Origin of the sequence: Runella zeae DSM 19591 (assembly GCF_000423565.1) — a bacterium.
GTDB classification, from domain to species: Bacteria; Bacteroidota; Bacteroidia; order Cytophagales; family Spirosomataceae; genus Runella; species Runella zeae.
This window is the reverse complement of sequence record NZ_KE384038.1, coordinates 160,785-186,067: the sequence shown is the minus strand read 5'-3', so window position 1 is coordinate 186,067 and position 25,283 is coordinate 160,785. Positions and strand designations below refer to the sequence as shown.

Here is a 25,283-nt window from a genome sequence, read left to right as displayed (position 1 = left end):
CGTCGGGGGGCGGGGTATTAACAATCCCATGATACATTTAAAAAACATCGAAAAAGTCTATCGAACAGCTACGATAGAAACAGTAGCTCTCAACAACATCAATTTGAGCATCGAAAAAGGAGAATTTATCTCCATTATGGGGCCTTCGGGCTGCGGCAAAAGTACCTTGCTCAACATCATCGGGCTACTAGACGAACCCTCAAAGGGCAATGTCGAGATTGGCGGTAAATACACGATTGGTTTGCCCGACAAAGAATTGGCAAAGTTTCGGAATCATACGCTTGGCTTTATTTTTCAGAGTTTTCATCTGATCAATGATTTGCCCGTCATCGACAACGTAGAGCTTCCGCTTTTGTACCGTTCGGTATCTGGAAACGAACGCCGTCGATTGGCCTCAGAAGCTTTGGAAAAAGTAGGACTTAGCAACCGTATGAAACATTATCCCAATCAGCTTTCAGGAGGACAAAAACAACGTGTGGCTATTGCTCGAGCCATTGTAGGACAACCAGAAATCATCCTTGCCGACGAACCTACGGGAAACCTAGACAGCAACATGGGCAACGAAATCATGGATATTTTGACCCACCTTAATAGTAACGATAAAGCGACAATTGTGATGGTCACTCACGACGAAAACATGGCCAAGCGTACGCATCGTTTAATCAGATTGTTTGACGGATCACAAGTTTCATAACCATGCTCTTCAACTACCTCAAAATCACCCTCGCCGTGCTAAAACGTAGGAAATTTTTTACGTTTATTAGTTTGTTCGGCATCAGTTTTACGCTCACTATTTTGGTCGTAGCCACGGCATTTATGGATCATTTGATTGCGCCAGGCTATCCCGAAATCAACCGCGACCGTTCTCTTTATATTTGGAACATTAAGGAAAAAGATACTAAAAAAGGCGGCCAAAGCTCTGGTCCCATTAGTTTTTCTTTCATCAACAAATATGTTCGTACGCTCAAAACTCCCGCCAAAGTAGCCGCTGCCACTATTCCCAATAGCATCAATATATATCTCAACAATAGCAAGTTAAATGTATATTATCGCTATACGGATGCCAATTTTTGGGATATTACTTCTTTCGATTTTTTAGAAGGGAAAAGTTATACCCAACAAAACATCGACAACAATGATTTTGTGGTGGTCATCAACGACCACGTGCGTGATGAATACGTAGGCAAAGGCCAATCTGCGGTAGGTAAAATGATTGAAATTGACAATGTGAATTACCGTATTATTGGAGTGGTTAGGGGATGTCCCATTACTCGACTACAAGTATCTTCAGATTTGTATTTTCCTTACAATACTTACAAATCTGACTTAAAAGGCGAGCGCTATCGAGGTACATTTGCCGCTATCATTTTACCCAACAATCCTGCCGACCTTTCCAAAATACAAGATGAATTTGCCCAGGTAGCGTCCAGACTCAAACCTACTCTAGGCGACAAATGGTTTAATCCTGACAAGATATATGTCTCTGCCGATACGTATCTGACGAGTTTTACAAGGCAATTAAAAGGGGACGGCGAAAACTCTGGCAAAAGCATTTTCTTCACGATTTTGTTCGGTGTTACGTTTTTGTTCATGTCGTTGCCCGCTATCAATTTGATCAATATCAACATGAGTCGTATCATGGAACGTGCCTCCGAAATCGGTATTCGAAAAGCATTCGGAGCATCGGCCAATACGCTCGTTATGCAGTTTGTAATTGAGAATATTATTCTGACGCTGATTGGGGGGGTTATTGCTGTATTTTTATCGTTGGGGGTGATTTATTACCTCAATCACAGCGGACTCATTGCTTACATTGACTTGAGTTTCAATTGGAAAGTATTTTCGATTGCGCTCTTGGTTAGTCTCATATTTGGACTTTTGTCGGGTGTGTATCCAGCCTGGCGCATGTCAAAACTACAAGTAGTAGAAGCCCTTAAAAACTAAAAGCCATGTTAAAACACCTTTTTAAAATTATTTGGAAAAGAAAAAAGAGTAACTCTCTGATGATGCTCGAAATCTTCTTTTCATTTCTAATCTTATTTGCAGTCTGGACGCTTGCTGTTTATAATTATAAAAACTATGCTCATCCTGCGGGTCTTGAGACCGATAATGTGTGGGTAGCTTTTATTGATTTTCATGCTCCCAACGATACCGTAAAAATGCAATACAAAGAGCTAGTAAAGCAACAAATGACAAGGTATAAAGAAGTCAAAAGCTTTGCTTTTTCAAGCACCAACGCGCCCTTTACCTTCAGCAGCAGCAACAATCAGTTTGAATACAAAAAAAAGAAAGTAATGAGCGAGGTGATGTCGGTTGAACCTGCTTTTCCTGACGTAATGGGAATCAAACTAGCAGAAGGGCGTTGGTTTACAAAAGCAGACGAAGTGGGCAAATTCCGCCCTATTGTTATCACACGCCACCTCAAAAATGAATTGTTTGGCAATGAAAACGCAATAGGCAAAATAATCAATGAAGGAGAATCAGACAATACCCCTACAAAAGTAATAGGAGTTGTCGATTTTTTTAGACACAAAGACGACTTTCAGCCCCTTTCCAATTGTACGTTTGTCCCCGCAGGTAAGTGGGAAGATACCATGCTCATGAAAGTTACCGAAGGGAATGGTGCCGAACTAGAAGCTCAAATAGCCAAAGGAATTACTCAACTTGGAAAAGATTGGTCGGTCGAAATTCAACAAATGAATAACATGAAAGCCAATCGAAACAAACTAGTATTGGTACCTATCATAATTTTGTCGATTGTGTGTGGTTTTTTGATTTTCAACGTAGCCTTAGGACTTTTTGGAGTATTGTTCCAAACCATCAATCGCCGCAGGCAGGAGATCGGTGTTCGGCGTGCTATGGGGGCTACCAAAAAAGCTATCTTGATTCATTTTATTGGCGAAACGGCCGTTATTGCTACTTTTGGCCTCATCTTAGGCGTGTTTTTTGCCATTCAATTTCCGCTCTTGAATGTCTTCGATTTAGAGGCAAGTGTGTATCTGACGGGTATTGCACTGGCTGTTGTATCAGTTTATGTTTTAGTAACTATCTGTGCTTTTTATCCAAGTCGCCAAGCTTCGGTATTGCATCCTGCCACGGTATTACATGAAGAATAGTAACACAACAGTAATCCTAATAGGAAGGTACGATAGACGCAAATATTTTGCGACCTTTGCCCTATCCATCCTATTGCGTCCATTGCGATTAATATAATACAGCAAAAATGCACTTAATCATCGACGACGATATCGCCGTTTGTACGTCGCTTTCGCTACTCTTGCGCAAAGAAGGATTTGATGTGGCTATTGCCCAAAACCCCGAAGATGCATTTGCAATCTTAAAAAGGCACCCTGTGGAATTGGTATTGTTGGATATGAATTTTTCCAACAATACCACAGGTGAAGACGGCTTACAGCTTCTTCAGCAGCTCAAACTGTTGCAGCCTACCTTGCCTGTCATTCTGATTACGGGCTGGGCTACTATCGACCTAGCCGTACAAGGAATGAAACTAGGAGCGGCCGATTTTATCAATAAACCTTGGCAAAATGCGCACTTAGTACAAAGCGTTCGGACGGCTTTGGCTTTGGCTACACCCAAAGCGCCAGAAGCTTCCAATCTCAATACCGCGCCCAAAGCACAAACCAACGCGCTTGCCTCCGCTTCGAGTAATCGCCGCGCCCTCGACAAACAATTTGATTTTGGGCAAATCATCGGGGAAGATGCCCAACTCATCCAAATCCTCCAAACTATCGGTCGTATCGCTGCTACTGATGCGTCGGTGTTGATATTGGGCGAAAGCGGCACTGGTAAAGAGCTTATTGCGGAAGCCATTCATCAAAATAGTCAACGCAGCAAGCGTCCTTTTGTGAAAGTAAATTTAGGGGGCGTTTCGACTAGTTTGTTTGAATCCGAGATGTTTGGTCACGTTCGGGGTGCATTTACCGATGCCCGTTTTGACCGTACGGGGCGCTTTGAGTTGGCACACCGAGGTACTATTTTTTTGGACGAAATTGGCGAATTAGACTTAAGTAGCCAAGTCAAATTACTGCGAGTACTCCAAGATCGTACCTATGAGGTACTGGGAAGCAGTAAAACCAAATCAGTAGATGTGCGGGTCGTCTGCGCAACCAATCGAAACTTAGAAGAAATGGTGGCACAAGGTACATTCAGAGAAGATTTATTGTACCGTATCAATCTCATTATTATACAATTACCAGCTTTACGCCAACGCCCCAACGATATTCCATTGTTGGTCAATTTTTTTGTAAATAACCTAAGTCAGCTTTATCATAGACCTCAGCTAAAAGTAAGTCACGAAGCCATCAAATGGTTGTCTCAACTGCATTTGCCGGGCAACATCCGTCAGCTCAAAAATCTGGTCGAACGAACTGTCCTCATCACCCCGCACGATACCTTACAAATAGAAGACTTCCAGCAAAACTATCACACTACGCCCTCCATCCATCACAGTAGCAGTCAAACGGCTTCTTCATTGCCTGAGGTAGGTAGTATGACTCTCGAAGAAATGGAAATTCAGATGATTAAGCGAGCCATGGAATATCATCGTTATAAAGTAGCACGGGTAGCCAAAGCACTGGGTCTTACCCGTTCGGCGCTCTATCGGCGGCTAGAAAAATACCAAATCCCGTTTGAGGAAGAGTAATTTCACCCTATTCTGATTATCAAAAATTCTGCATTTGACCTAAACTAAATTTAGCCAAACTTACCGTATGTTCTGCTTTTTGATACCAATCATTATATACGAGTTCTAGCTCATTTATTTCAAAAGTCCCGAAGTCATAGCTTCTATATTTTTTTATTTTTTCTAACCAATCAAGAGGCTGTTGGGGAGGTATTTGAAACCGTACCACTGTCGAATGCGCCGTTTGAAGACTATAACGTTTGTCAATAGAATGCTGTAAATCAGACTTTTTGAAACAAACTCGTAAATCATCTCTCAGCTGATTGAGTTGGTTTCCGTTCAAAAACCCCTGAATCATCAAACAACTAGGAGAAGCGGTGATTCCTTCAAAATTGATACCAAAAGGAGGATGATTTCTTAAAGCCTCAGTGATAATTTCGATGTAGGCTTGTGGCGAAATAAGATCCAACATAAAACCCTCATAACAAGAAATAATCGATAAAATAGTAAGATGAATATCGGAGGTAGGATAATAATATTGGCGGGGTTCGCTACTTTGCAACTCGTCTAGCATTTGTTGGATACGGGTAGCTACAGCCAGAGGCGGGCGAGCCAGGAGCGTGATACCTCTCCGCCGATCAGTGGGGGTGTGGAGAAAGGCGTCACATTCAAAATTTCCACTTTCAAACAAACTGCTTGCCTGCATCCACATTTGGTCATAATGCTGTTGTAAATTCATTTTTATCCATGAAATTAAGTACCAAATTTATCACCTTTATCGTCACTATTCACTTAGTTGCAGGGTGGTTATCGTTGTATATTTTTAAAGAAAGACCTCTTTTTTTTATTGTATCTGAGGTTTTTATTCTGATTTCGTTGGCGATTGCGTGGCAGCTATATCATGATTTTATCCAACCCCTCAAACTCCTCATGACGGGCGTAGAAGCCATCAAAGACCGCGACTTCAACGTGAAGTTTCTTAAAACAGGTAAGTACGAAATGGACAAGCTTATCGAAGTTTACAACGAAATGATAGACCAATTGCGCACCGAACGTACCCAACAGCAAGAACAACACTATTTCTTAGAAAAACTCGTCACTACCTCCCCTACTGGTATTCTGATGTTGGATTTTGATGAAAACATTACTCATATCAATCCCAAAGCCCAAAAACTTTTAGAGCTTACTGCGGAGGCTACACTTCATCGTCCATTAAAGTCCGTGGCGCATCCTGTTTTGAAGGTAATCAGCCAACTCAAAACGGGAGAATCTCGCACTATCAATTTCAACGGTGTCGAAACCTTCAAGTGTCAAAAAGCCCATTTTATGGATCGTGGATTTCCGCGTTATTTTGTGATGATAGAAGAACTTACGACGGAGATTTTGGCCGCCGAAAAAAACGCCTATGGTAAAGTAATCAGGCTGATGGCGCATGAAGTCAACAATTCGATTGGAGCGGTAAACTCAATTCTGGATTCGGCACTTCACTTTTTAGACCACACGCCCGATGTACAAAATGCCGTACAAATAGCCATTGAGCGCAACGACCACCTCAATCAGTTTATGCGTAATTTTGCGGATATTGTGCGCTTACCCTTACCTCATAAAGAACTTATCAACATCGAAGAGTTAGTTATCAACATAGCACGCTTGATGGAGTTTGATGCACGTCAGCGCGATATAGTATTTGAGTTTGAGTTTGTTGCGCCTCCCCCCCAAATCTTCGCTGACCGCCGCCAAATGGAACAAGTACTTGTCAACGTCCTAAAAAATGCGTTTGAAAGTATTGGGACCCAGGGAAAAATCATTTTTAGGATCACTTCCTCTTCTCTCGAAATCATCGACAACGGCGCTGGCATCTCTGCCGAAGCAGCGCAGCATTTGTTTTCACCTTTTTTCTCAACCAAAAAAAATGGGCAAGGCGTAGGTCTTACGCTAGTCCGAGAAATCTTGCTTAATCATGGTTTTGGTGTCTCTCTACAAACCGTAGAAGCAGGAAAAACGGTGTTTAGAGTGGGATTTTGAGGGGTTTAGTTTTCTTCCTAACTTTGACCAAACGCAAACTCTATGGAAGGAATGGATAAGCAGAAGTTGCCATTGCAGGTTTTGAAAGAGCTTAAAATTTTATCGGATTTTTTTTCAGAAACTATAAAATCATCAAGTATTCAAATGTCCATGAATACTAATGAAAAGTTTATCGTAGAAATTACTCCTAAAAAGTTCGAAGATTTTTATTTTAAAATTTTTGGCTATGATTTAAATAATAGTATTTATACGGGCATTGAAGTTACTTTTAAAGTATATACATACCCAGCCTCTATAATTGGCGATACATTAAAAGTCGATCGAACTTTAGAGAAAACAAAAGAACAGTTTTTACAATGGTTAGATTTAATTATTGGATATGAGTCTATTGATATCGATACTTTCTTTGCTCTTGATGTTCGAGAATCCCCCCTTCAACCAGAAGAAGATATTTATGAAGAACAAGACAAAATTCTTCCTTATTGCCTCAAAAGCCTAGATGTTTCTAATTTTCAAGGGATTAAGCACACTACTATTGAAAATCTCCCCGTAGATACTCAGTGGGTATTTTTAGTAGGAGAAAATGGTTTTGGTAAATCGACCATACTACAATCTATACTGTTGGGGCTAAATGGAAATAAAGATGAAAACTATCAGTTAGTCCAAGACCCTAGGGTTCGTGTGCAAGTGGAATATAAAAGCAATGACAATAATCTCATCAACGATAATCGGACCAATTCTCATCGCCTACTTCAATTAGCGGCTTACGGCCCTTCACGGCTCAATTTGCAAGCAGATGCCACTATCAGTGAAGAATATAGAAAAAGTTCTGTAGCCTATGGACTTTTCAATTCTGACGGGGCTTTGCTTAATATCGAAGCCAAAATGAAAGATTGGTTGCTTCAAAAAGATAAAAAACGCTTTGAGTTGGTCAAAAAGGCTTTTTGCAAACTAATTCCATATTTGGCTGATGTTCGTTTTAATTCAGCAACAAGCCAAATAGAATACCTTGAAAAAGATATGATTGATGGTACTGAAACTTACGAACCGCTTCCTTATCACAAACTAGCTTCGGGCTTCAGGGCAATCATAGGTTTGGCAGGAGATATGATCGTACGTCTTTCTCATTCCCAACCTGACATCAAAGACCCTGCTCAACTAAAAGGAATTGTCATCATTGACGAATTAGATTTGCATTGGCATCCCAAACTCCAAAAGCAAATTCCACAGTTGTTTTCAAGCGTTTTTCCCAAAGTTCAATTTATTGTCTCTACACATAGTCCCATTCCACTTTTGGGTGCGCCGCACAATTCTGTCATTTTGAAAGTAGTCCGCACAAAAGAAGAAGGTATTAAGATTGAAAGAGTTGACGTGGAGCTTAAATACCTTACTCCCAACCTCATTCTGACTTCGGGGATTTTTGACATGGATGATGTGCTATCTGTCGAAAACGATGACATTACTAAAACTCGTACCGAAGATAGTTTTGAAAAAATGAAGCAAAACGATGAGATAGAAAATTATTTGGCTGAATTTGAAAAAGGCAATCGCCAATTTCCTGATGATTTATTTATCCCTAAAGCCGATTAGTTGTTTGTATGATTAGTATCAAAAAAGATTTTGCTCTAGCTCCTACTACCTTAACCACTGCCGAACGTGATACTTCCATCAAACAGGCATTGATAGAAAAAAACACGCATAAGTTTAAATCGAAAATATATCGAGATAGCACGTTAATTGCTCTCGAAACTCTTTACCAACGTAAATGTGCTTATTGCGAAACCGATACTACCGCAGGCGCACCTATGCAAGTTGAGCACTATCGCCCCAAAGCTAAAGTAACAGAAGCACAATTGCATGAAGGATATTATTGGGTGGGGTATGAATGGAGTAATTTGTTGCTGAGTTGCTCTAAATGTAACAACAAAAAGCGCAACCATTTTCCTATAGCAGGAGTACGAGTCAGCACACCCACCCTAAATGTAAATGGCTTTCCTGACGATGCTTCTCGATTGGCCAATTCGCCTTTTTTTCTCAATGAGCAACCTTTACTCCTTCATCCCGAAATTGATCCTGTAGAAGATTTTTTCATCTTCAAACCTGACGGAAAAATCGAAGCCTTGAATAATAATCCGCGCGCCATCGAAACTATAAAAACATGCAACCTTAACCGTAAAGACCTAATAATTAAACGCTTAAAAATTTTAAATGGACTATTTAATGAAATACAATTAGAACTTAAAGAGCTAGCCGCTGGGACGATTTCTACTGCCAATGCCCGTTATAGTATCAAGCGAATTTTTCAAAAAATATTTTCATTACAAAACACAGACAAAGAATACTCTCGTTTTGGATATTTTTTGTTTACCAAGTTTGATAATTTCTTCACAGAGCGTTTTCCTACTGCCCAACAACAAGATGCTGTCAGAAAATTATTCCAACTCTTCCTAAAAGACCAACTTTAGTCTACTTCTTCCTACTTATCTTTCTTCCCTTACGAAGTTTTTTCTCAGCTTCGAGATTTTCAATTTCTTCGAGTAGTGATTTTATGTTGCCCGACGTATCGTTGCTATAATCTACGATGCTATCGTATTCGGCTTTTGTAACTTGTAAAATAGCAATCGGCTTCCCAACTAATGTCTCAATTTCAGCCAATTTAGGCTTTTCTTCTTGGCTACAAAACGAAATGGCAGTACCTCGCTGCGTACCTCTTCCTGTACGTCCTACTCGGTGTACATAGTTTTCGGCCTCATCCGGAAGGTCATAGTTGACCACATAATCTACATTCGAAATATCAATACCGCGCGCGCTTATATCGGTCGCTATGAGCACCTTCACTACTCCTTTTTTGAAATCATTCAGTGCCAACGAACGATCCTTTTGCTCTTTGTCGCCGTGAAGGGTTTGGGTTTTTATACCCATTCTGTCCATAGCATGAGCCACACGCTCGGCTCGTACTTTGGTCCGTACAAAAACCATGATTTTGCTATCGGGATGCTCGTTGATGATACGTTCCAAGAAAAACCGCTTATCGTCCATTTCTACGGGCGTCACAAAATGGTCAATGTTTTTGGAGACAGGATCTTTGGGAGAAATTTGAATTCGGATAGCAGCTTTATTGACCAACGAATAAGCTAATTTCTTGATTTTGTCGTCGATAGTAGCCGAAAAAAACAAGGTTTGACGACGACGCGGCAAATGACGTAACAAATCGCGAATGTCTTTGATAAAACCCAAATCAAGCATATGGTCAGCTTCATCCAAGATAAGCACTTCTACGCGCTCTAGTTTAAGGTGCCCCTGACTCACCAAGTCAAACAATCTACCCGGCGTAGCGACTACCACATCTACTCCTTTTTCTAATTTGGCGATTTGGGGGTCTTGAGATACCCCCCCAAACAAACCGATGGTTTTGACCAAAGTAAAATGTCCAAGCCGCTCAAATACTTCGGTGATTTGGAGTGCCAACTCGTGCGTTGGTACCATTACGATGCATTTCACACCATCAGGACGGCGGCTATTTTTCTTACGTTCGTTGAGTAAATGGATAATCGGAATCGCAAAAGCTGCCGTTTTTCCAGTACCTGTTTGGGCAATTGCCAATACATCTTCCCCCTTCAAAATCGAAGGAATTGCTTTGTACTGAATATCGGTAGGGCGTTTGAAGCCTTGTTTTTCTAAGCTTTTTTTGATTTCGGGGGCAATGTGATAATCTTCAAATTTCATGCGAGTCGCTTTTTTGGGAGTACAAAGGTACAAAGGAGATTGGTCTTTGTAAGAAGTACTTTTTAAGCTTCATTCTCAAACCATTCGAAGAATTGCTTTTTGCCGATGTCTATCCCAAAATCCTCACAAAATTTAAGAAATTCTTCTTTGAATGTTTTCCGACGATGATGTTCTTTTTGATTCAAAATATATTTACAAACAGCATCAAGTTGTGAGCGGCTATGCGAAAATACACCATACCCATGTTGCCAGTCAAATTTGATTGTAGTCAATCTTTCATTTCTAATAAAATCATTAGAAGCTACTTTTATTTCTCGTACCAAATCGGATATTGACTCGGCAGGTTTTAAACCAAGAAAAATATGAATATGGTCAGGCATTCCGCCAATTGCCAAAAGCTTATGCCCTCGTGTTTGTACAACTCCTGTTATATATCTGTACAAATCTTCTTCCCAAGAATGATGAATCAAAGAATGACGATGCTTTGGAGCAAATACCAAATGAATATATAATTGTGAAAAAACGTCAGCCATGAAAAACAGTCTTTCTCCTAAAGACTGCCTATTCTCGCAAAAGATACTTTTACAAGAAATTTTCTTTTCACTTTAAAATATGGCAAATATTCTTGATACGGAGAAGTGTAACATTGTGCTTCTCCGAAGCATATACCAAACCAATCTCCTTTTTTCCTACAAACGTTCTCGTTCGCCGAACGAGAATTGATAATCAATAACTACTTCGGAGAAGTAAAATATTTGTAGACTAAAAACCATGCACGAAAATGAACACCACTTCGGAGAAGTGTAACATTGCGCTTCTCCGAAGCATATACCAAACCAATCTCCTTTTTTCCTACAAACGTTGCCCTTTTCCCAACCTACCGTCCTGCTTGTTTTGGGCCACTTACTGTTCGCAGGTATTTTACCAAATTCAAGACTTCGGCTTCAGACAGAGCATCAAACAAACCCACGGGCATCAATGAAGTCGGCATCACCTCCCGCGACTGAATCGCCGACTTGTTTACTACTACGGCGTCTTGTCCTACTACGCGCATGGTGAGCTGACGTTCGTTTTCGGAGACTACATTGCCCGAATACGTGCGTCCGTCGCGGGTTGTCACTACTACAAGCTTATAATCATCCTGAATTTCGCCACTTGGATTGAGAACATTGAAAAGTAGATAATCAAGACTAGCACGATTTGAACCCGTCAAATCAGGGCCAATATTACCGCCTTTTCCGTACATTTTATGACAACTACCGCAGGTGCGCTGAAACACCACTTCTCCTTTGGTAGCATCGGCAGCCGCCACGGCTTTGTCAGTAATCATACGTTGATATTTGGAATAAGCCTTTTCCAAAGAAGGTTCTTGCTCTATAGGCCCCCACACTTCGATAAAACCACTTCCTACCACACGCAGCAACTGACGGGCAGCATAGGGCGGCACATCACGTTTTGGTACCGTCTGATTTTTAAGGGCTTGCGTAAGTTGCCAACCGTATTTGGGTCTGGATGAAAGTGTCTGAATCGCTTGTTGTTTTTCGGTGGGATTCAAGTCCTTGTATTTTGAAATCAACAATTTTGCCAAAGGCTCTTTGTCGTATTCTGCAATAGCCCGAATCGCCTCCAAACGCAATTTTGAATCGTTGAGTAGCACCGGAATTTCGTCTGCCAATTCTCCTCTTTTCCGCGCAGCAAGTGCCTGTATCGCCTGTTGACGCTGGGCTACAGGCGCATTTTTGTTTTTGAGCGTAGCCATAAACTTCTGAGTAGCTTCTGTATCCCCAAACCGCTGCGCTATTTGTAAAGCCAACTGCGCTTTTTCACCTTGACTTTGACGAAGTTTATTGTACACTGCGGGCCAATTAGCAGGCGCTTTTAAGTCAAATCTTCCTTCCAGCCCATCCCGCATCCCTTCCAAAAGCCCGACACTATTAGCAGGCGTCAAGCTCGAAAATGCGGCTAGGGTTTTTACTACGCTTTCGGGATTGTTGGCATCTACCAATCGGCGCGCTACGTATTTGGCAATGAGCGGCAGCTTCGTCTGAGAAGCCAACTCAAGTGCTCGTTGAGGATTATTTTTTACCAAAGGTTCCAAACCAAACCAAATCATTTTGGGGAGGTTATGGTCTTCGGTATCCTCAACATGTTTTGAAAGGTTTTCGAGTATTTTCCAAGCCGCCTCTTCGTCTATCCGCTGTACTGCCGAGGTTAAGTAAAGTCTTACGACAGGGGAGGTATCGTCTTTTGACATCTTGACAAACATCGATTTAGCTTCGTCTGAAGGAGCCTTGTCTTCGCACAAAAGCTGAATTGCCCACGACCGTATGTATTCGTCGGTATCAGAAAGTGATTTCAACAATTCGGTAGCGGGAAGATTGTTTGTAATAAACAACCCCCACATGGCCCGCAGGCGATAATCGGCGTTGGAATGGGTCTGAAAAATAGTGCGTAAATCACCAATAGCATCTTTATCTAAAGAATTTTTGGTAGCGCGTGCTTGCAGAATTACCCTTGCACGCCGCGCATGCCAATCGCTCGGACTCGTTTGCAGCGCCACGAGTTGCTTATCCGACATTTTTGTCAAATCGCTATATCTCCCTTCCCACTGCTGAGCGAGTGATTCTTTAGGCATAATTCTAAAAACCCGCCCTGTTTCTCCATTGATTACTTCTTTACCGCAAATGTCGGCATCGTGCCAATCTAGCACATACAAACCCCCATCAGGGCCTACTTCCATGCTAAAACCCACCCATTGGGCATTGTTGGCCATGAGCAGTTCATCGCCGTGTTTGGCCACAAATCCAGAGCCTTTTTTCTGAAGAATATCCGATAAAACGGCGTGTTCGTGGATATTGGCCATGAAGATTCGTCCTTTATGTTCTTCTGGAAAAGCATCTGACTGATATACTCTAGCCCCACCATGCGCCGAACGGTGACTGTGGTCGGCGATAGTACGAATGTCACTATAAATGTAAGGATTGAAATGTTGCCCACCTTGCCGGTGATAAATCCCCCCCAAAATGACATGCCACATATGAGGAATCACACATGCACTGATAAACAACTGACCTTTGGCATCATAATCGATTCCCCAAGGATTACTAAAACCATGAGCTACGACTTCAAACTTGTCTTTGATAGGATGATACCGCCATACGCCACCATTGATATCAACTCCTTCTCCTTGCAAAATATCTTCAGGAAAGGGGTCTTTATGACGGTAAATACGGCCTTTTCCTTGAGGCTTTTTCACTTTGGAGGGAGTCGCAAATCCCTGACATCCATACAACCAGCCGTCTGGTCCCCAATGTAAACTATTGAGGGTTTCGTGGCGGTCACGAATCCCCCAGCCTGTAAGTCGGACTTCGATATTATCCATATCTGCCACATCATCATGGTTGCGGTCAGGTACAAATAGTAAATTAGGCGGAGCTCCCAAAAACAAACCGTCAAATCCTACGGCCATTGCGGCAGGAAAGGCAATACCTTCCAGAAATACTTTTTTTGTATCTGCTACTCCATCGTGATTGGTATCTTCTAAAATCAAAATGCGGCTATTGCCCGCGTTTGAGAAACCACTCCCGCGTGACTCATAATCGCGGTTTTCGGCAATCCAAAGCCGCCCCTTGTCGTCCCAACAAAAAGCCATTGGCTGCGTAATCATCGGTTCGGAAGCCCAGGTATTTACTTTAAAACCTTCTTTCAAAGTCATGTTTGCGACGGCTTCTTCGGGCGTCAAAAATTTAGCATCGCGCCCTTCTTGCTGGGCAATTCCCCACAACGAATACATCATTTCTTGGCCGCTATAGTCGCTCCAAGTTTTGTTCATGGTCACATCATTGAGCTCACCAGTGTAAATCACCAATTGATGCTTGATGACCTCTACCTTTCCTTTTTTGATTTGCCAGTCGCCCAAACGAGCGCGAGCAGGGCCAATACCTAGCTGACCATCGACTCGCCAGTGCTGCGGAAATCCTTTGTTTTCAGGATGGTCGAGTACAGCGATATGCGCCCAATCTGTACGGCCTTCGATTTGCATTCCCACATCTACCCAACCCGCCCGCTGTCCTTCGGCTTTTGCATCTTTTTGGCGAGCGGCATTGACCACTTCTCCTTTGATGCCCTGTTTCCAAGGCATCCTTACAAAAAGCCCTCCATAATCATATTTTCCAATGGTGACATCGGTTTGGGCTTCTCCTGCCCATTCTAAATCTAACAAATATCGGCCATCTTGCTCGCGCACAACCCACGTTTGGGTTTCGGTCAAAACGGCATTGCCTTTTTCGTCCAACAAATCATAGACCGTTTCCCACTTTACTTCTGGCCCTTTGGCTTTGATGATTTTGGCTGATACCCTCCGCCAATAGTCTCCTTCTGGATGGTGGAAATAATCACGCCCGTTCACTCTTGTAAATCCCCAATAAATTCCCGTTTGATGTTTGTGATGCCCCGGACTATACTCAGTCAATACCCCCTTGCCATCGGGCGCAGCAATAGGATGCAGGTAAGGTCTAAAATCGGATTTGGCATTTTGTACCAAAATCGGCTGTTTTTCATTCAGTCGGTATACCGAAATAGTCCCTTCTTTCTCGTTCTGAACAAGTTGTAAGGATGTCTGTTTCGGCGGATTTGTGATAGGCCTAAACGCAAACCAACCTAAAGTGGAAGCGACCACAAAAAGAAATAAACGAAATGAATACATGGTCAGGAGTTTTATAGAAGCGTATAACCGAAGTGGGGAAAAACGAATTTCTCTCCACTTATTGTAAAAGGCTAAACTATATTATAATTCCTGTTTTTATTTTAAAAATTATTAGTTCTATATCTTGTGTAAGGATAGATATTCGGCTACTAAAGCCCAACAGTGAGCTTCACATTCCCACCGCATTTGCACTAAGGGTGAGATGGATAATCGATACAGCAACGGGTTTTCGTAGGCCGTCAATAGCCCCGCAATGAAAAAATAAAACCCCTTAAAATCTTCATTAGAAGTAGGGATTCGACTAAGTGGAGCAGGTTGTATGCCTAATCTCATAAGCGAAATTTTCAAGACGATTTCGTCCATGATAGGGAGATTACCTAACAACAAATCTTGAGTATCTTCAATCAACTTAGTACGAATAGGCTCCAGCTCCTCAATTTCAAAAGCCCCCATAAGACGGGCAATATGATAAATAATCGGAACTGAGCGGGGGTATTGATGCGCACATCGAAATGACTCTACTAAATAGCGGTCCGTTTCTACGACTGAACGAATATAAGCCAAACTATCTTTATCATGTTGATTGAGAGGCAATTGATACTCATAAATACAGTACAACATATTGGCCAAAACACAAGCATCAAATTCGATGTACATGTTTTTGCCAAACCAAGTCGAATACGCTTTCAAAGAGCGATATTCAGGATAGGTATTTTTGATTTGTTGTTTTGAAAGATTGGCGTGTAAACTCAATTTCTGTTTAAGCCATCGAAGCTCCTCTTCAGTAGGCGAGGAGGTAAGATAAATCAACGCCGTATCGTCTATATCATCAGGGATACGAAAATGCTCAAATCTTCGAAATAAATAACCATTCGGAAAATGTTTCGAAGGTTTAGTTTTCCAGAAATTATAGGTTTTTAAACCATCTTTATTTTGAAACTGAGGATAATTTTGAATGCCTTTACGCACTATCTCCTCTACTAATTTTTGGGATTTAGGCGATAGACTCGGTTTGAGTTTTTGTAAAGTAAATATAATCACCGCCGTAAAAAACACCGTTGTGTCGGGGCGATGATAGCCAATAAGCCGGTTGGTTCGCAATGCAGGAAACAATCCCTCATCAAAATATTTCTCTCCTTTCGACTGCAAAGCGGCTATTTTCTCAATAATATTTTCTAACAACATTGTATTTTTTTATCAAATCACGAATATCGTAAAATCATCGTTCATCCCAATAACCAGCGACACACCAACCTGAAAATCAATAAATTAAAAGTTTGGCACGAATATTGATAGGGGTATACAATATCAACCTTAATCCCATAAGTTGTTATGAAAAAAGTATATAGCCTTATCATCGGATTGCTTGCCACGGGCATGAGTTTTGCCCAGCAAAGTTTCATTTTGTCGCATATCGACCACCGTGGGTTCGTAAACTTATCGGGAGGGGTGAGTATGCCAGTCAAGTCGCTCATGAAGGGCGACCCTACCGCACCCTCGGATGTGGTGGCCTTGCGGGGTACTTCTATGCAAGTATCAGCCGGCTATCGACTTACCAGAAGAATAGGCATCCAAGGTTCTTTTACCAACTGCCTCAACAATGCCGGTACTCAAAAGTTGGTTGAAAACATTGAAAAAAGTCATGCGGGTGGCAATTGGTCCACTTCAGGAGGCACTTGGAACTGCTCTCACCTTATGGCGGGTCCCTTTATGACCTTTTCGGCGGGTCTCTTCATGTTTGATGCACGCATCATGGGCGGGTATTCATGGATTCAACGCCCTACTACTGAGCTTAAAGGGAATTTCTACGATGTACCTTTATCAGTGAAAACTCAACAGATGCGCAGAGGCTCGACTACTTTAGGTGGCGGGGCTAGCATTAGATACAAAATCAGTCGGAATTTCGCCCTTGCCATCAACGCAGATTATGTAAGCACGCGAGCTAGTTTTGATAATCTCACCAGTACTCTTACTGTAGGCAAAGAAAAGGTAGATGAAAATATCCGCGAAGTTCATCCAATCGGATTGGTTAGCTTAAATGGCGGCTTGAGCTTACTATTCTAATCAGTTCATATTTTATTTATGAAGAAAGGCTACGAAAATATCGTAGCCTTTCTTCATAAATAGGCTTCTGTAGAACTATAAGGTACAATTTCTTAGGTTATATTTTTGATAAAAAAGTAGATTTAGGTTCAAGCCATTTTAGCCAATTAGTCCCTGATAATCAACCCATAACCCTCCACACATATTATTCTCTCTTTGATTTTATAGTCCAAAAACAACAAATACAGGTATCATAAATACAATTTGTTTTAGGATTATTAATAATTCTTTTTTTTAACATTCGTAACTTTGTAAGTGTTGATGTGACACTAACTTATGAGACAAGAGTAATGAGTAACCGTTATGCGTCTTTAGCGCTAGAACTAACGACTGCCCTAGATGATGAGCGGCCAGTATTTGTAGCAGGCAATTTTTGTGAATGGTTTCCAGACATACCACGGTACCAAATGCAAAAAATCGAACCCGGAAAATACCACTTCCAATTTCCTCCTGACTTCCAATTTGACCAATCACTCGAATACAAATACACGCGAGGAGGTTGGGATCAAGTAGAGTTGGATACTTTTGGCGAAGCCCCCCAAAACCGTAAGATTATCACAAAAGGAATCATACAAAAGGATTTTGTGCCTTATTGGCGTAAAAACGGTGCCGTATACGATACTTCTTTTGTGCCTATTATTGAAACGGTAGCAGAGCGTTTTGAGATTCCTCAGCTCAACCGCAACAGGCGGGTTCGTATTTTGCTTCCTTACGATTATTATACTTCAAAAAAATCGTACCCTGTGCTTTATTTACAAGATGGTCAAAATTTGTTTGGAGAAGGCTCGGCCTATGGCAACTGGGAAATTGACAAAAAAATGGCTATACTCTCAGCACAAAGCAAAGGTGATATCATCATAGTAGCTATAGACCACGCTGAGGGAGATCGTTTGCATGAATTTGCCCCTTATACCCATCCTAAGTTTGGTAAGGGTGCAGGTAAAAAATATGCTAATTTTATCGTTAGAACCCTTAAGCCTTATATCGACCGACACTACCGCACTCTCCCCGAGCGTCAGCATACAGGTATAGGAGGCAGCTCTATGGGAGGACTGATTAGTATTTATGCTGGATTGATGTACCCCGAAATTTTGGGGAGATTGATGATTTTCTCGCCCTCTCTATGGGTGTCCGAAAAAATATATTTTGACTCCATTGAGTTTTTTAATCCACTAGATACCAAAATTTATGTGTATGCAGGTGGCAAAGAAGGTCAATACATGATTCCGAGCGTAGAACGCCTCAAAGAAGCCGTTTTTAAACAAGGATGGTCGCCCGAACGTCTACGTTTTCAACTTTCTACCGACCCCAAAGGAGAGCACACGGAGGCTAGATGGAGCAAAGAATTCCCCAAAGCCCTCGACTGGCTCTTTTATGAAAAAGCTTAACTAAAGCATTTTGGCATTCAATTTGTGGTAAGGCAAAAAGCAGAAGATTCTTATTCAGCTTCTTCGCGCTTTCCCCTTATCACAAATGAATACCCATCTCAATGCATATGTTAAGACTTTTACGCTGTTATCCGCTCCATGAGCCCTATTTTTTATTCTATTGTAAACTCATCGGTATCTTTTATTTTTTAGGGATTTATGGCGGGCTACTTCACGCCCAAACCCCCGTCTTAATCAAAGACATTAATACCCAACCCGACCCTTCTTCTCCTTCTAACACCCTCAGTAGTGACCCTAGATTTTTGGTTAGCCACAAAGGCGCTGTTTATTTTTTGGCCAAACAAAATGATAACACATTAGGATTGTGGAAATCCAATGGCAAAGCCACAGGCACTCTAAAAATCAAAGATTTGCCAGGCACTGCTCATGGACTTACCAGTGTAGGAAATTTTCTGTATTTCACAGCTGACGATCTCAACACTGGTCACGAAATTTGGATATCTGACGGAACCCCCAGCGGAACCCTCCTCCTGAAAGATATAGCAAGCGGTTTTGTCGGCAGTATGCCTGAAAGTTATACAGAAGTCAACGGGACCCTGTATTTTGTAGCCACCAACGATACCCACGGTAGCGAACTTTGGAAGTCTGATGGCACCGCTGCCGGCACTGTAATGGTAAAGGATATCTTGAGCGGAAGTACAGGAAGCAACCCTCAATCTCTTTTTAACTTCAATGGTACGCTCTATTTTGTTGCCAACGACGGCACCAACGGCTATGAGCTCTGGAAATCAGACGGTACAGCGGGTGGAACAGTCATGCTAAAAGACATCCAAACAGGCTCAGGAAGTAGCATACCACAATATTTTACTAATATCAACGGCACGCTATATTTCAAAGCCGATAATGGTGCCAATGGATATGAACTTTGGAAGTCAGACGGTACAGCGGGTGGAACAGTCATGGTAAAAGATATTGCCAGCGGCGCAGCCCATAGTATGCCTCAATTTCTAACCAATGTTAACGGAACGCTCTACTTTGCGGCCAACGATGGACAAACAGGCCTCGAACTTTGGAAATCGAATGGCACAGCCAATGGTACCGTATTAGTGGCTGATATCCAATCTGGTACAAAAGGAAGTGAACCCCGCTACCTGAAAGCCATAGGAAGCACCGTTTATTTTTCGGCTACCAATGGTATAACGGGGCAAGAACTATGGAAATCGGACGGAACAAGCGCAGGCACGATTATGGTCAAAAACATTCGTCCCGGCGATGAGAGTTCGTCTAGCTTACCTTTACTCCTCAGTGAAATCAAAGGAGCTTTATATTTTACTGCTACTGATGGCACTACCAATCACGAATGGTGGAGGTCGGGCGGCACCGAAAATTTGACCACACCTTTGCCTGAAATTAGAATGGGCAATGCCAGTAGTGCCATTGGAAATGTCGTGTCTATTGCTGATACACTTTATTTTACAGCCGATAATGGTACCCAAGGTACTGAGCTTTGGAAACTTGCTGCTTGTTTGCCTCTTAATATGATTGCTTCAGATACAACTCTTTGTAGCCCCGGAGCAATTTCTTTACCCGGATTTGTAAGCAATTACAATAGTTTCAACAATCATGTCTGGCGACAGGGGAGTTGGGATGGGCCTATTGTATCTAACCCTACGAGTGTCACTCTCACTTCTTCCAAAACCGATTTCTTCCTTGTGGCACAGCTAGGGTCTACTTGTGCAAGTAGTGCTCGCATTACAATTCGTACTATTGCTTATCCAGATTATGTGGGTAGCGTAGTAGTAATGCTCGAAGGGCCCTATCGAAAAGGTTTTGGGGTAATGAGTAACCAACTAAATCAACAAGGTCTCTTACCGGGGCAATCCCCCGTAAGCCCCTTTGGACAACCTACGTCCGCCAAACAACCCTACTCAGGTGCTCCGTGGTTTTATAATGGCAACGAAAGCGTAGACTCCTATGGCACAAATGTCACTGATTGGGTACTGGTGTCTCTTCGCACTAACCGCGATGACCCCAAAACTACCGTTTTTAGAGCAGCAGCAACTATCGAAACCAATGGCTCGGTAAGCAATATCAAGGGATGTCCTAGCAAACTCGAAAACTTTACAAATTACTATGTAGCTGTTGAGCATCGTAATCACGTGGGTATCGTATCAGCTACCCCTACCCTGTTTATCAACAACCACTTCTTTTATGATTTTACAATTACTCAATCGTACATCCCAGCGGGTACTCCCGGAATAGGTCAAAAATATTTGGATAACCGATATATGATGTACGTAGGAGATATTCAAAAAAATCAGGTAGGAGATGTCAATGCGGGCGATATAGTGCTATGGCAACAGCAAAATGGACAATTTTCGCGCTATTCTACGGCAGATATGAATCTCGATGGTGCAGTCAACGCCCTGGACAATATCATGTGGTTGACCAACAATGGCCTTTTTACAGGTGCTAAATTTTAATACTCAAATAGACAATAATTTATTGAAAAACATACTAGACAATGCTCAAGCCCAATTATTATCTATTATTATTTGCAAAGTTATTACTGTGGAGTAGCTGTTTTGCACAGGGTATACCCTCTCAAGTTATGTACGAACCCGACGAAGGGGGCTATCCTCATGGGTATAATCCCGCCAAAAAACTAGGTATTTTTGATTTGTCCAACAAAGCCTCTAACGAACCCTTCCGGCACCTTATCAAAGTATTTCCAGCCCAAGAAGTAGTGTGGGAAAATGTTTCTGATTTTCGAGACTTTGGATTCATGGCAGCCTGTGTTGCTTCTTCTGAAGGTAAACCTAAATTTAACCGCTACGTAGACATCAACGAAGCAAGTTTTCGAGAAGCTTTTACGATCGACGGAGAATCTTTTGGTCTAAATCCCATGTACGCTCCCGATCCTAGTCGCGATTTTTCGGCGCAGGGTAAAACCTATACTATCATCAACGGCCCTTTTAATTCTGTGACTATTGATAACGTAGATGAGGCTGCCAAAACAAATCCCTTCATTCTCACTGAACGCGAAATAGATCGAAGAGCCAGAGCCATTGCAGATTCGAGAATCGGATTTATCAGATGGGATATTGAATCTATTTTTTTCGGAGATTGGAATGGAATCGCTCGCGGAAGACAAGTGTGGGAAGGGGGAAAATATCGTCATAATATCAACGGTGGTAGCAATCCCGAATTTAAAGATATGGATGATGGTCAGTTTTTCAATTATGTACAAGAACGTTGGAGCTACATTTATACCGAATTATACTACAAAACCCGGCTTTATAGCAAATCTAAAATATGGGCTTATGGACTAGGGCCCATTGGACAGATTGACCCAGGCAATAAACCACAGTTTGATGATAACGGCAATATTTCATCTTGGTGGAATGTCCCTAATGGAGGTATCATTTGGAGGGTTCGCAATCGTTTCAATAATCGAGTTTTAGAAGAAGAACTAGACTATATGGAGCCTACCGATTTTATACCTTACTACTATGTATGGGCGATTGTGCAAAAAAATGAGCAATACAATTACTGGTACAGTACAGATATTATTAGATTGAAGGAATCTCCCAAAACCAATGTAACAGCGGGTGTTCCGACACGCTACTATGTAACAGATTTGGGAACGGCTTCCAATGGCAACCGTCGGGCACGTGTATCTTTGCACGCCCAAGATGGCTCTTTACGAGTAGCACACAAAGAGCTTAAAGTGAGTTTTCAGCATTGGCGTGGTCATACGGAGGCTATTATTCCGGCTGGCTCTCACTCGGTAGAGCTTACCACTACTGCCCCCGAACAAGTATGGGCCGATGAAGAACAATATTTAATGCTAGTATGGAATACGCTATATTGTAGCCGTTATATAGAACCTACCAAATTAGGCTTTGCAAACTGGGAGCCTACTCCTCGCACTTTCCTATTTGGGAGCTACCCTCTATCTACTTCTGATCTTTTTGAGCAGCGTATTTATGATGCGATGATTGCTTTTTCGAATCTTCAGAATTTCGGTGTTGTACACTGGGATGCCAATACCGAAGGAAAAGTGCCACCTATGGTACGGGAAGGGATTATTTTGGCACAAAAGAAAATTGCACCTTACAAAAACCATTTTGAAGACCATAAGCTGATTTTTACAGATATAAGCTTAGATGGCGGACAAACGTGGGTAGAAGGTGGATACCCAAACGCACCTTTCCAACAGCGCTACAATGGATGGTGGATGCACAATTTATTTCAAAACAACCAACCCGCCCCTGTTATTTCGGCATCCTATAACGACAAATTGAAGACTTTTTTGATTGCGCACCTTTCGCTTAAACTTCCGTCAGGTAATCTTAATTATAAAGTACGAGTCAAAAATCCTGTTACGAATACTTCGTATACTTTTGATATTTCGTCTACTCGGGATTTAACCTATTCTGTGTTTAAAATTTAAGAGGCATTACTTTAGGCAGTACGTTCAATATAGCACCTACTGCCTAAAGCATTTATTTTACCAAGGTAGCATCGATTGCCTTCCAATCAATCTGTTTAACAACCTCCCTTGCAATTTCAACAGGAGCCGTGATAGTCACTACTATGTTTTCCACTAGTTTTCCGCCTTTTCTAAACTGTGGTTGATAGCGTATGTCTTGTCCTACTTTGACGGGCTTTGTTCTCCATCCCCCCAACAATACCACTGTCTCTTGACGCCCTAGAGCACCTTCCAAATCTGGCTTAAGACGAACTTCAAACGCAAGGGGACTGCCACTCACTGAAATCGTCTGAGAGTTTTCGACAATACGCGCACTTTCGGTATCCTGCAAACGGTAATTTCCTAAATTGATTTCCACGCTTACAGAATACGTATCTAATGCACGTTGAATCAGGGCATTGGGGTTTTCTCGATACATCGTATCGCGATGTACATACAACGACGGCTGAGTAGTGGTTTGAGGCTTTAGGGTATCTAGCTCGGCTTTACGCGCTGCCGCCACTTCTGCTTTTTCCATGATAAGATCATAGCGGTCGGTACACAAATGTACAAACCCTCCCCATTCAGAGGTTACCTCCAAAGCTCCCATAGAATGTTTTTCATCAAATACTTTCCAATTTCCACTAGGCGTTTTGGAAGTAAACTGGCGTTGTAATTCTTTAACAACACGTTCGTAGGCTTCGTTTTCGGCAGCCGTCGCTGGACGACATTGAGCTTTGATTCCTACCACAGTAAAGACCAAAAGTAGGGCAGTCAAGATGGATTTCATAGCGTTTGCTTGGTATTAACTTAATATGATTTATAATCAAATCTCGCAGGCTTATTGAATCTCAATAAACTATGTAAAGTTAATGCAAAAAAATCGTGCTAACCTCTTTTGATGTAGAACATTTTCCCCATAATAGGACTTAATGCTCTCTCCCCTACAATTCAACTTTATACCCGCGCTAGCTTAATAGGATAAGTTTGTTTGGCATTCCATTGGCAGATGTAGATATTTTCGTCGTTGTCGACACACACATCGTGGCAATGCATAAAAGTCCCCCCTACCGTAGCCGCATCCTGAACCATGAGCTGAAGTTTACCGTCACGATATTCGGGTTTTGTTCCGCCTGGATTTGAGATTACTTTATCGTTTTTATCTAAAATAGTGACAAAGCCCGAGTTATTGGTCTGATTGAGATAACGCAAACGCGACCAGCATACTCCCGCAAACAAATGATCGCCGTGAATCACAGGGCGACATACAAAAGCGCCAGGTAGAAATATGGTAGATAAGTATTTGCCATCCAATGTAAACCGCTTGAAAGCATTATGAACACGCGACGTAATGACAAGCGTAGGGTTTGATTTGTTGCGATAATCTACGGTGATACCGTGGGCAGTTGCAAATTGATCATCACCATCACCAGGGCCACCAAATTTGCGGATAAATTCTCCTTTAGAACTGTATTGCAAAATCCATTGTGAGCCATAGCCATCAGCTACATAAATATCGCCGTTGGGTCCGATTGCCGTCTCAGTAGGCAAAAACTTATCTTCGGGTTTGTAAGCACCTACTTTAGAGGGATGTTCGATGGTAAAAATTACTTTACCGTTGATATCCGTCTTGGTTACTTTGTTGGAGTTGGGGTCACAAATAAACAAAAACTCTTCGCCGTTGGCATTCCAAAGCGTAAGTCCATGCCCACCGGGGTATTCATGCCCCCAGCTATCAAGCAATTTACCCGAACGGTCATAGACCAAAATATTGTTTTTAGTTTCGTCCGTTACCATGATAAGTCGCCCTTTGCTGTCCATTACCATTTCATGGCAGTTTTTTACTGGAAATTTACTAGCATCTAATTTCCCCCAGTTGGCCTGAATTTTATAGCGATGAGACCCATGTCCTACAATAGCCCCGTCCCCATCATTGGTCTGAGCATTGACAGAAGTAATAATTGAAGGTGCCAACAAAGTAGCTGCGGTAGTTTTCATAAAGTCGCGACGCGAAGTAGAAGGATTCATGATTTTATTAAGAATATATTTTTTAATAATGCTAAACAAATGATCTTTAGATATTGAATATTTACCTAAGCAAGAAACCTAATTTTTATACTTCTTATAATATCTTGTAGTTGCTAAATCTTTCTTCATCAATCGTGTAAGGGCTCGTGAGCTTCATTTTGTTTTGGTCAACTCACACAATCAGCAAACCAT

At 41.9% G+C, this 25,283-nt stretch carries 18 protein-coding genes; 11 read left to right on the top strand and 7 right to left on the bottom strand.

Annotated features, from left to right (window positions below; translation table 11 throughout):
- Nucleotides 1-28 precede the first annotated feature (28 nt).
- The 4 genes from G563_RS0123560 (at nucleotide 29) to G563_RS0123545 (ending at nucleotide 4,663) form a co-directional block, all read left to right on the top strand.
- Nucleotides 29-694, top strand: a complete 666-nt coding sequence (locus tag G563_RS0123560) for an ABC transporter ATP-binding protein (RefSeq protein WP_028667495.1) — start codon at nucleotides 29-31, stop codon at nucleotides 692-694.
- 2 nt (nucleotides 695-696) lie between these two features.
- Entirely contained in the window at nucleotides 697-1,944 is a 1,248-nt protein-coding gene (locus tag G563_RS0123555) for an ABC transporter permease (protein WP_028667494.1), read from the top strand.
- A 5-nt stretch (nucleotides 1,945-1,949) separates the two neighbouring features.
- Complete coding sequence (locus G563_RS0123550; RefSeq protein WP_028667493.1) at nucleotides 1,950-3,116, top strand: ABC transporter permease; 1,167 nt, start codon at nucleotides 1,950-1,952, stop codon at nucleotides 3,114-3,116.
- A gap of 107 nt (nucleotides 3,117-3,223) precedes the next feature.
- The gene (locus tag G563_RS0123545) at nucleotides 3,224-4,663 is read left to right on the top strand and encodes a sigma-54-dependent transcriptional regulator (RefSeq protein WP_028667492.1); all 1,440 of its coding nucleotides are present in this window, start codon (nucleotides 3,224-3,226) and stop codon (nucleotides 4,661-4,663) included.
- 19 nt (nucleotides 4,664-4,682) lie between these two features.
- Here the strand turns inward: G563_RS0123545 and G563_RS35655 are convergent, their stop codons facing one another.
- Nucleotides 4,683-5,381 carry a 2'-5' RNA ligase family protein gene (locus G563_RS35655; RefSeq protein WP_037327961.1) on the bottom strand — a complete coding sequence of 233 codons (699 nt, stop codon included), beginning with the start codon at nucleotides 5,379-5,381 and terminating at the stop codon, nucleotides 4,683-4,685.
- 8 nt (nucleotides 5,382-5,389) lie between these two features.
- On the opposite strand from G563_RS35655, the gene G563_RS0123535 reads away from it, so the two are divergent.
- From G563_RS0123535 to G563_RS37220, 3 genes are all read left to right on the top strand, one after another.
- Entirely contained in the window at nucleotides 5,390-6,667 is a 1,278-nt protein-coding gene (locus G563_RS0123535) for a sensor histidine kinase (protein ID WP_028667491.1), read from the top strand.
- Nucleotides 6,668-6,817: 150 nt separating this feature from the next.
- Nucleotides 6,818-8,257: an AAA family ATPase gene (locus G563_RS0123530; protein WP_169579802.1), complete on the top strand. Its 1,440-nt coding sequence runs from the start codon at nucleotides 6,818-6,820 to the stop codon at nucleotides 8,255-8,257.
- 8 nt (nucleotides 8,258-8,265) lie between these two features.
- Entirely contained in the window at nucleotides 8,266-9,132 is an 867-nt protein-coding gene (locus G563_RS37220) for an HNH endonuclease family protein (protein ID WP_051211155.1), read from the top strand.
- A gap of 1 nt (nucleotide 9,133) precedes the next feature.
- On the opposite strand, the gene G563_RS0123520 is transcribed toward G563_RS37220, so the two are convergent.
- From G563_RS0123520 to G563_RS0123505, 4 genes are all read right to left on the bottom strand, one after another.
- Complete coding sequence (locus G563_RS0123520) at nucleotides 9,134-10,393, bottom strand: DEAD/DEAH box helicase (RefSeq protein WP_028667489.1); 1,260 nt, start codon at nucleotides 10,391-10,393, stop codon at nucleotides 9,134-9,136.
- Nucleotides 10,394-10,455: 62 nt separating this feature from the next.
- On the bottom strand, nucleotides 10,456-10,926 hold the full coding sequence (gene tnpA / locus G563_RS0123515; RefSeq protein WP_028667488.1) for an IS200/IS605 family transposase: 471 nt from the start codon (nucleotides 10,924-10,926) through the stop codon (nucleotides 10,456-10,458).
- Between the two features lie 344 nt (nucleotides 10,927-11,270).
- On the bottom strand, nucleotides 11,271-15,098 hold the full coding sequence (locus tag G563_RS0123510; protein ID WP_028667487.1) for a PVC-type heme-binding CxxCH protein: 3,828 nt from the start codon (nucleotides 15,096-15,098) through the stop codon (nucleotides 11,271-11,273).
- A 117-nt stretch (nucleotides 15,099-15,215) separates the two neighbouring features.
- Entirely contained in the window at nucleotides 15,216-16,283 is a 1,068-nt protein-coding gene (locus G563_RS0123505; protein WP_028667486.1) for a hypothetical protein, read from the bottom strand.
- A gap of 147 nt (nucleotides 16,284-16,430) precedes the next feature.
- On the opposite strand from G563_RS0123505, the gene G563_RS0123500 reads away from it, so the two are divergent.
- The 4 genes from G563_RS0123500 (at nucleotide 16,431) to G563_RS0123485 (ending at nucleotide 23,045) form a co-directional block, all read left to right on the top strand.
- Nucleotides 16,431-17,162 (top strand): outer membrane beta-barrel protein, encoded by a 732-nt coding sequence (locus tag G563_RS0123500; RefSeq protein ID WP_028667485.1) that lies wholly within the window; start codon nucleotides 16,431-16,433, stop codon nucleotides 17,160-17,162.
- A 329-nt stretch (nucleotides 17,163-17,491) separates the two neighbouring features.
- Entirely contained in the window at nucleotides 17,492-18,589 is a 1,098-nt protein-coding gene (locus tag G563_RS0123495) for an alpha/beta hydrolase (protein WP_028667484.1), read from the top strand.
- A gap of 107 nt (nucleotides 18,590-18,696) precedes the next feature.
- A complete protein-coding gene (locus G563_RS37215; RefSeq protein ID WP_051211154.1) occupies nucleotides 18,697-21,072 on the top strand; it encodes an ELWxxDGT repeat protein in 2,376 nt (791 codons plus the stop codon).
- A gap of 128 nt (nucleotides 21,073-21,200) precedes the next feature.
- Nucleotides 21,201-23,045, top strand: a complete 1,845-nt coding sequence (locus G563_RS0123485; RefSeq protein WP_028667483.1) for a hypothetical protein — start codon at nucleotides 21,201-21,203, stop codon at nucleotides 23,043-23,045.
- A 52-nt stretch (nucleotides 23,046-23,097) separates the two neighbouring features.
- On the opposite strand, the gene G563_RS0123480 is transcribed toward G563_RS0123485, so the two are convergent.
- Nucleotides 23,098-23,853, bottom strand: coding sequence for a hypothetical protein (locus G563_RS0123480; protein ID WP_028667482.1), 756 nt, complete (start codon nucleotides 23,851-23,853; stop codon nucleotides 23,098-23,100).
- Between the two features lie 167 nt (nucleotides 23,854-24,020).
- On the bottom strand, nucleotides 24,021-25,091 hold the full coding sequence (locus G563_RS0123475) for a 6-bladed beta-propeller (protein ID WP_028667481.1): 1,071 nt from the start codon (nucleotides 25,089-25,091) through the stop codon (nucleotides 24,021-24,023).
- Nucleotides 25,092-25,283 lie beyond the last annotated feature (192 nt).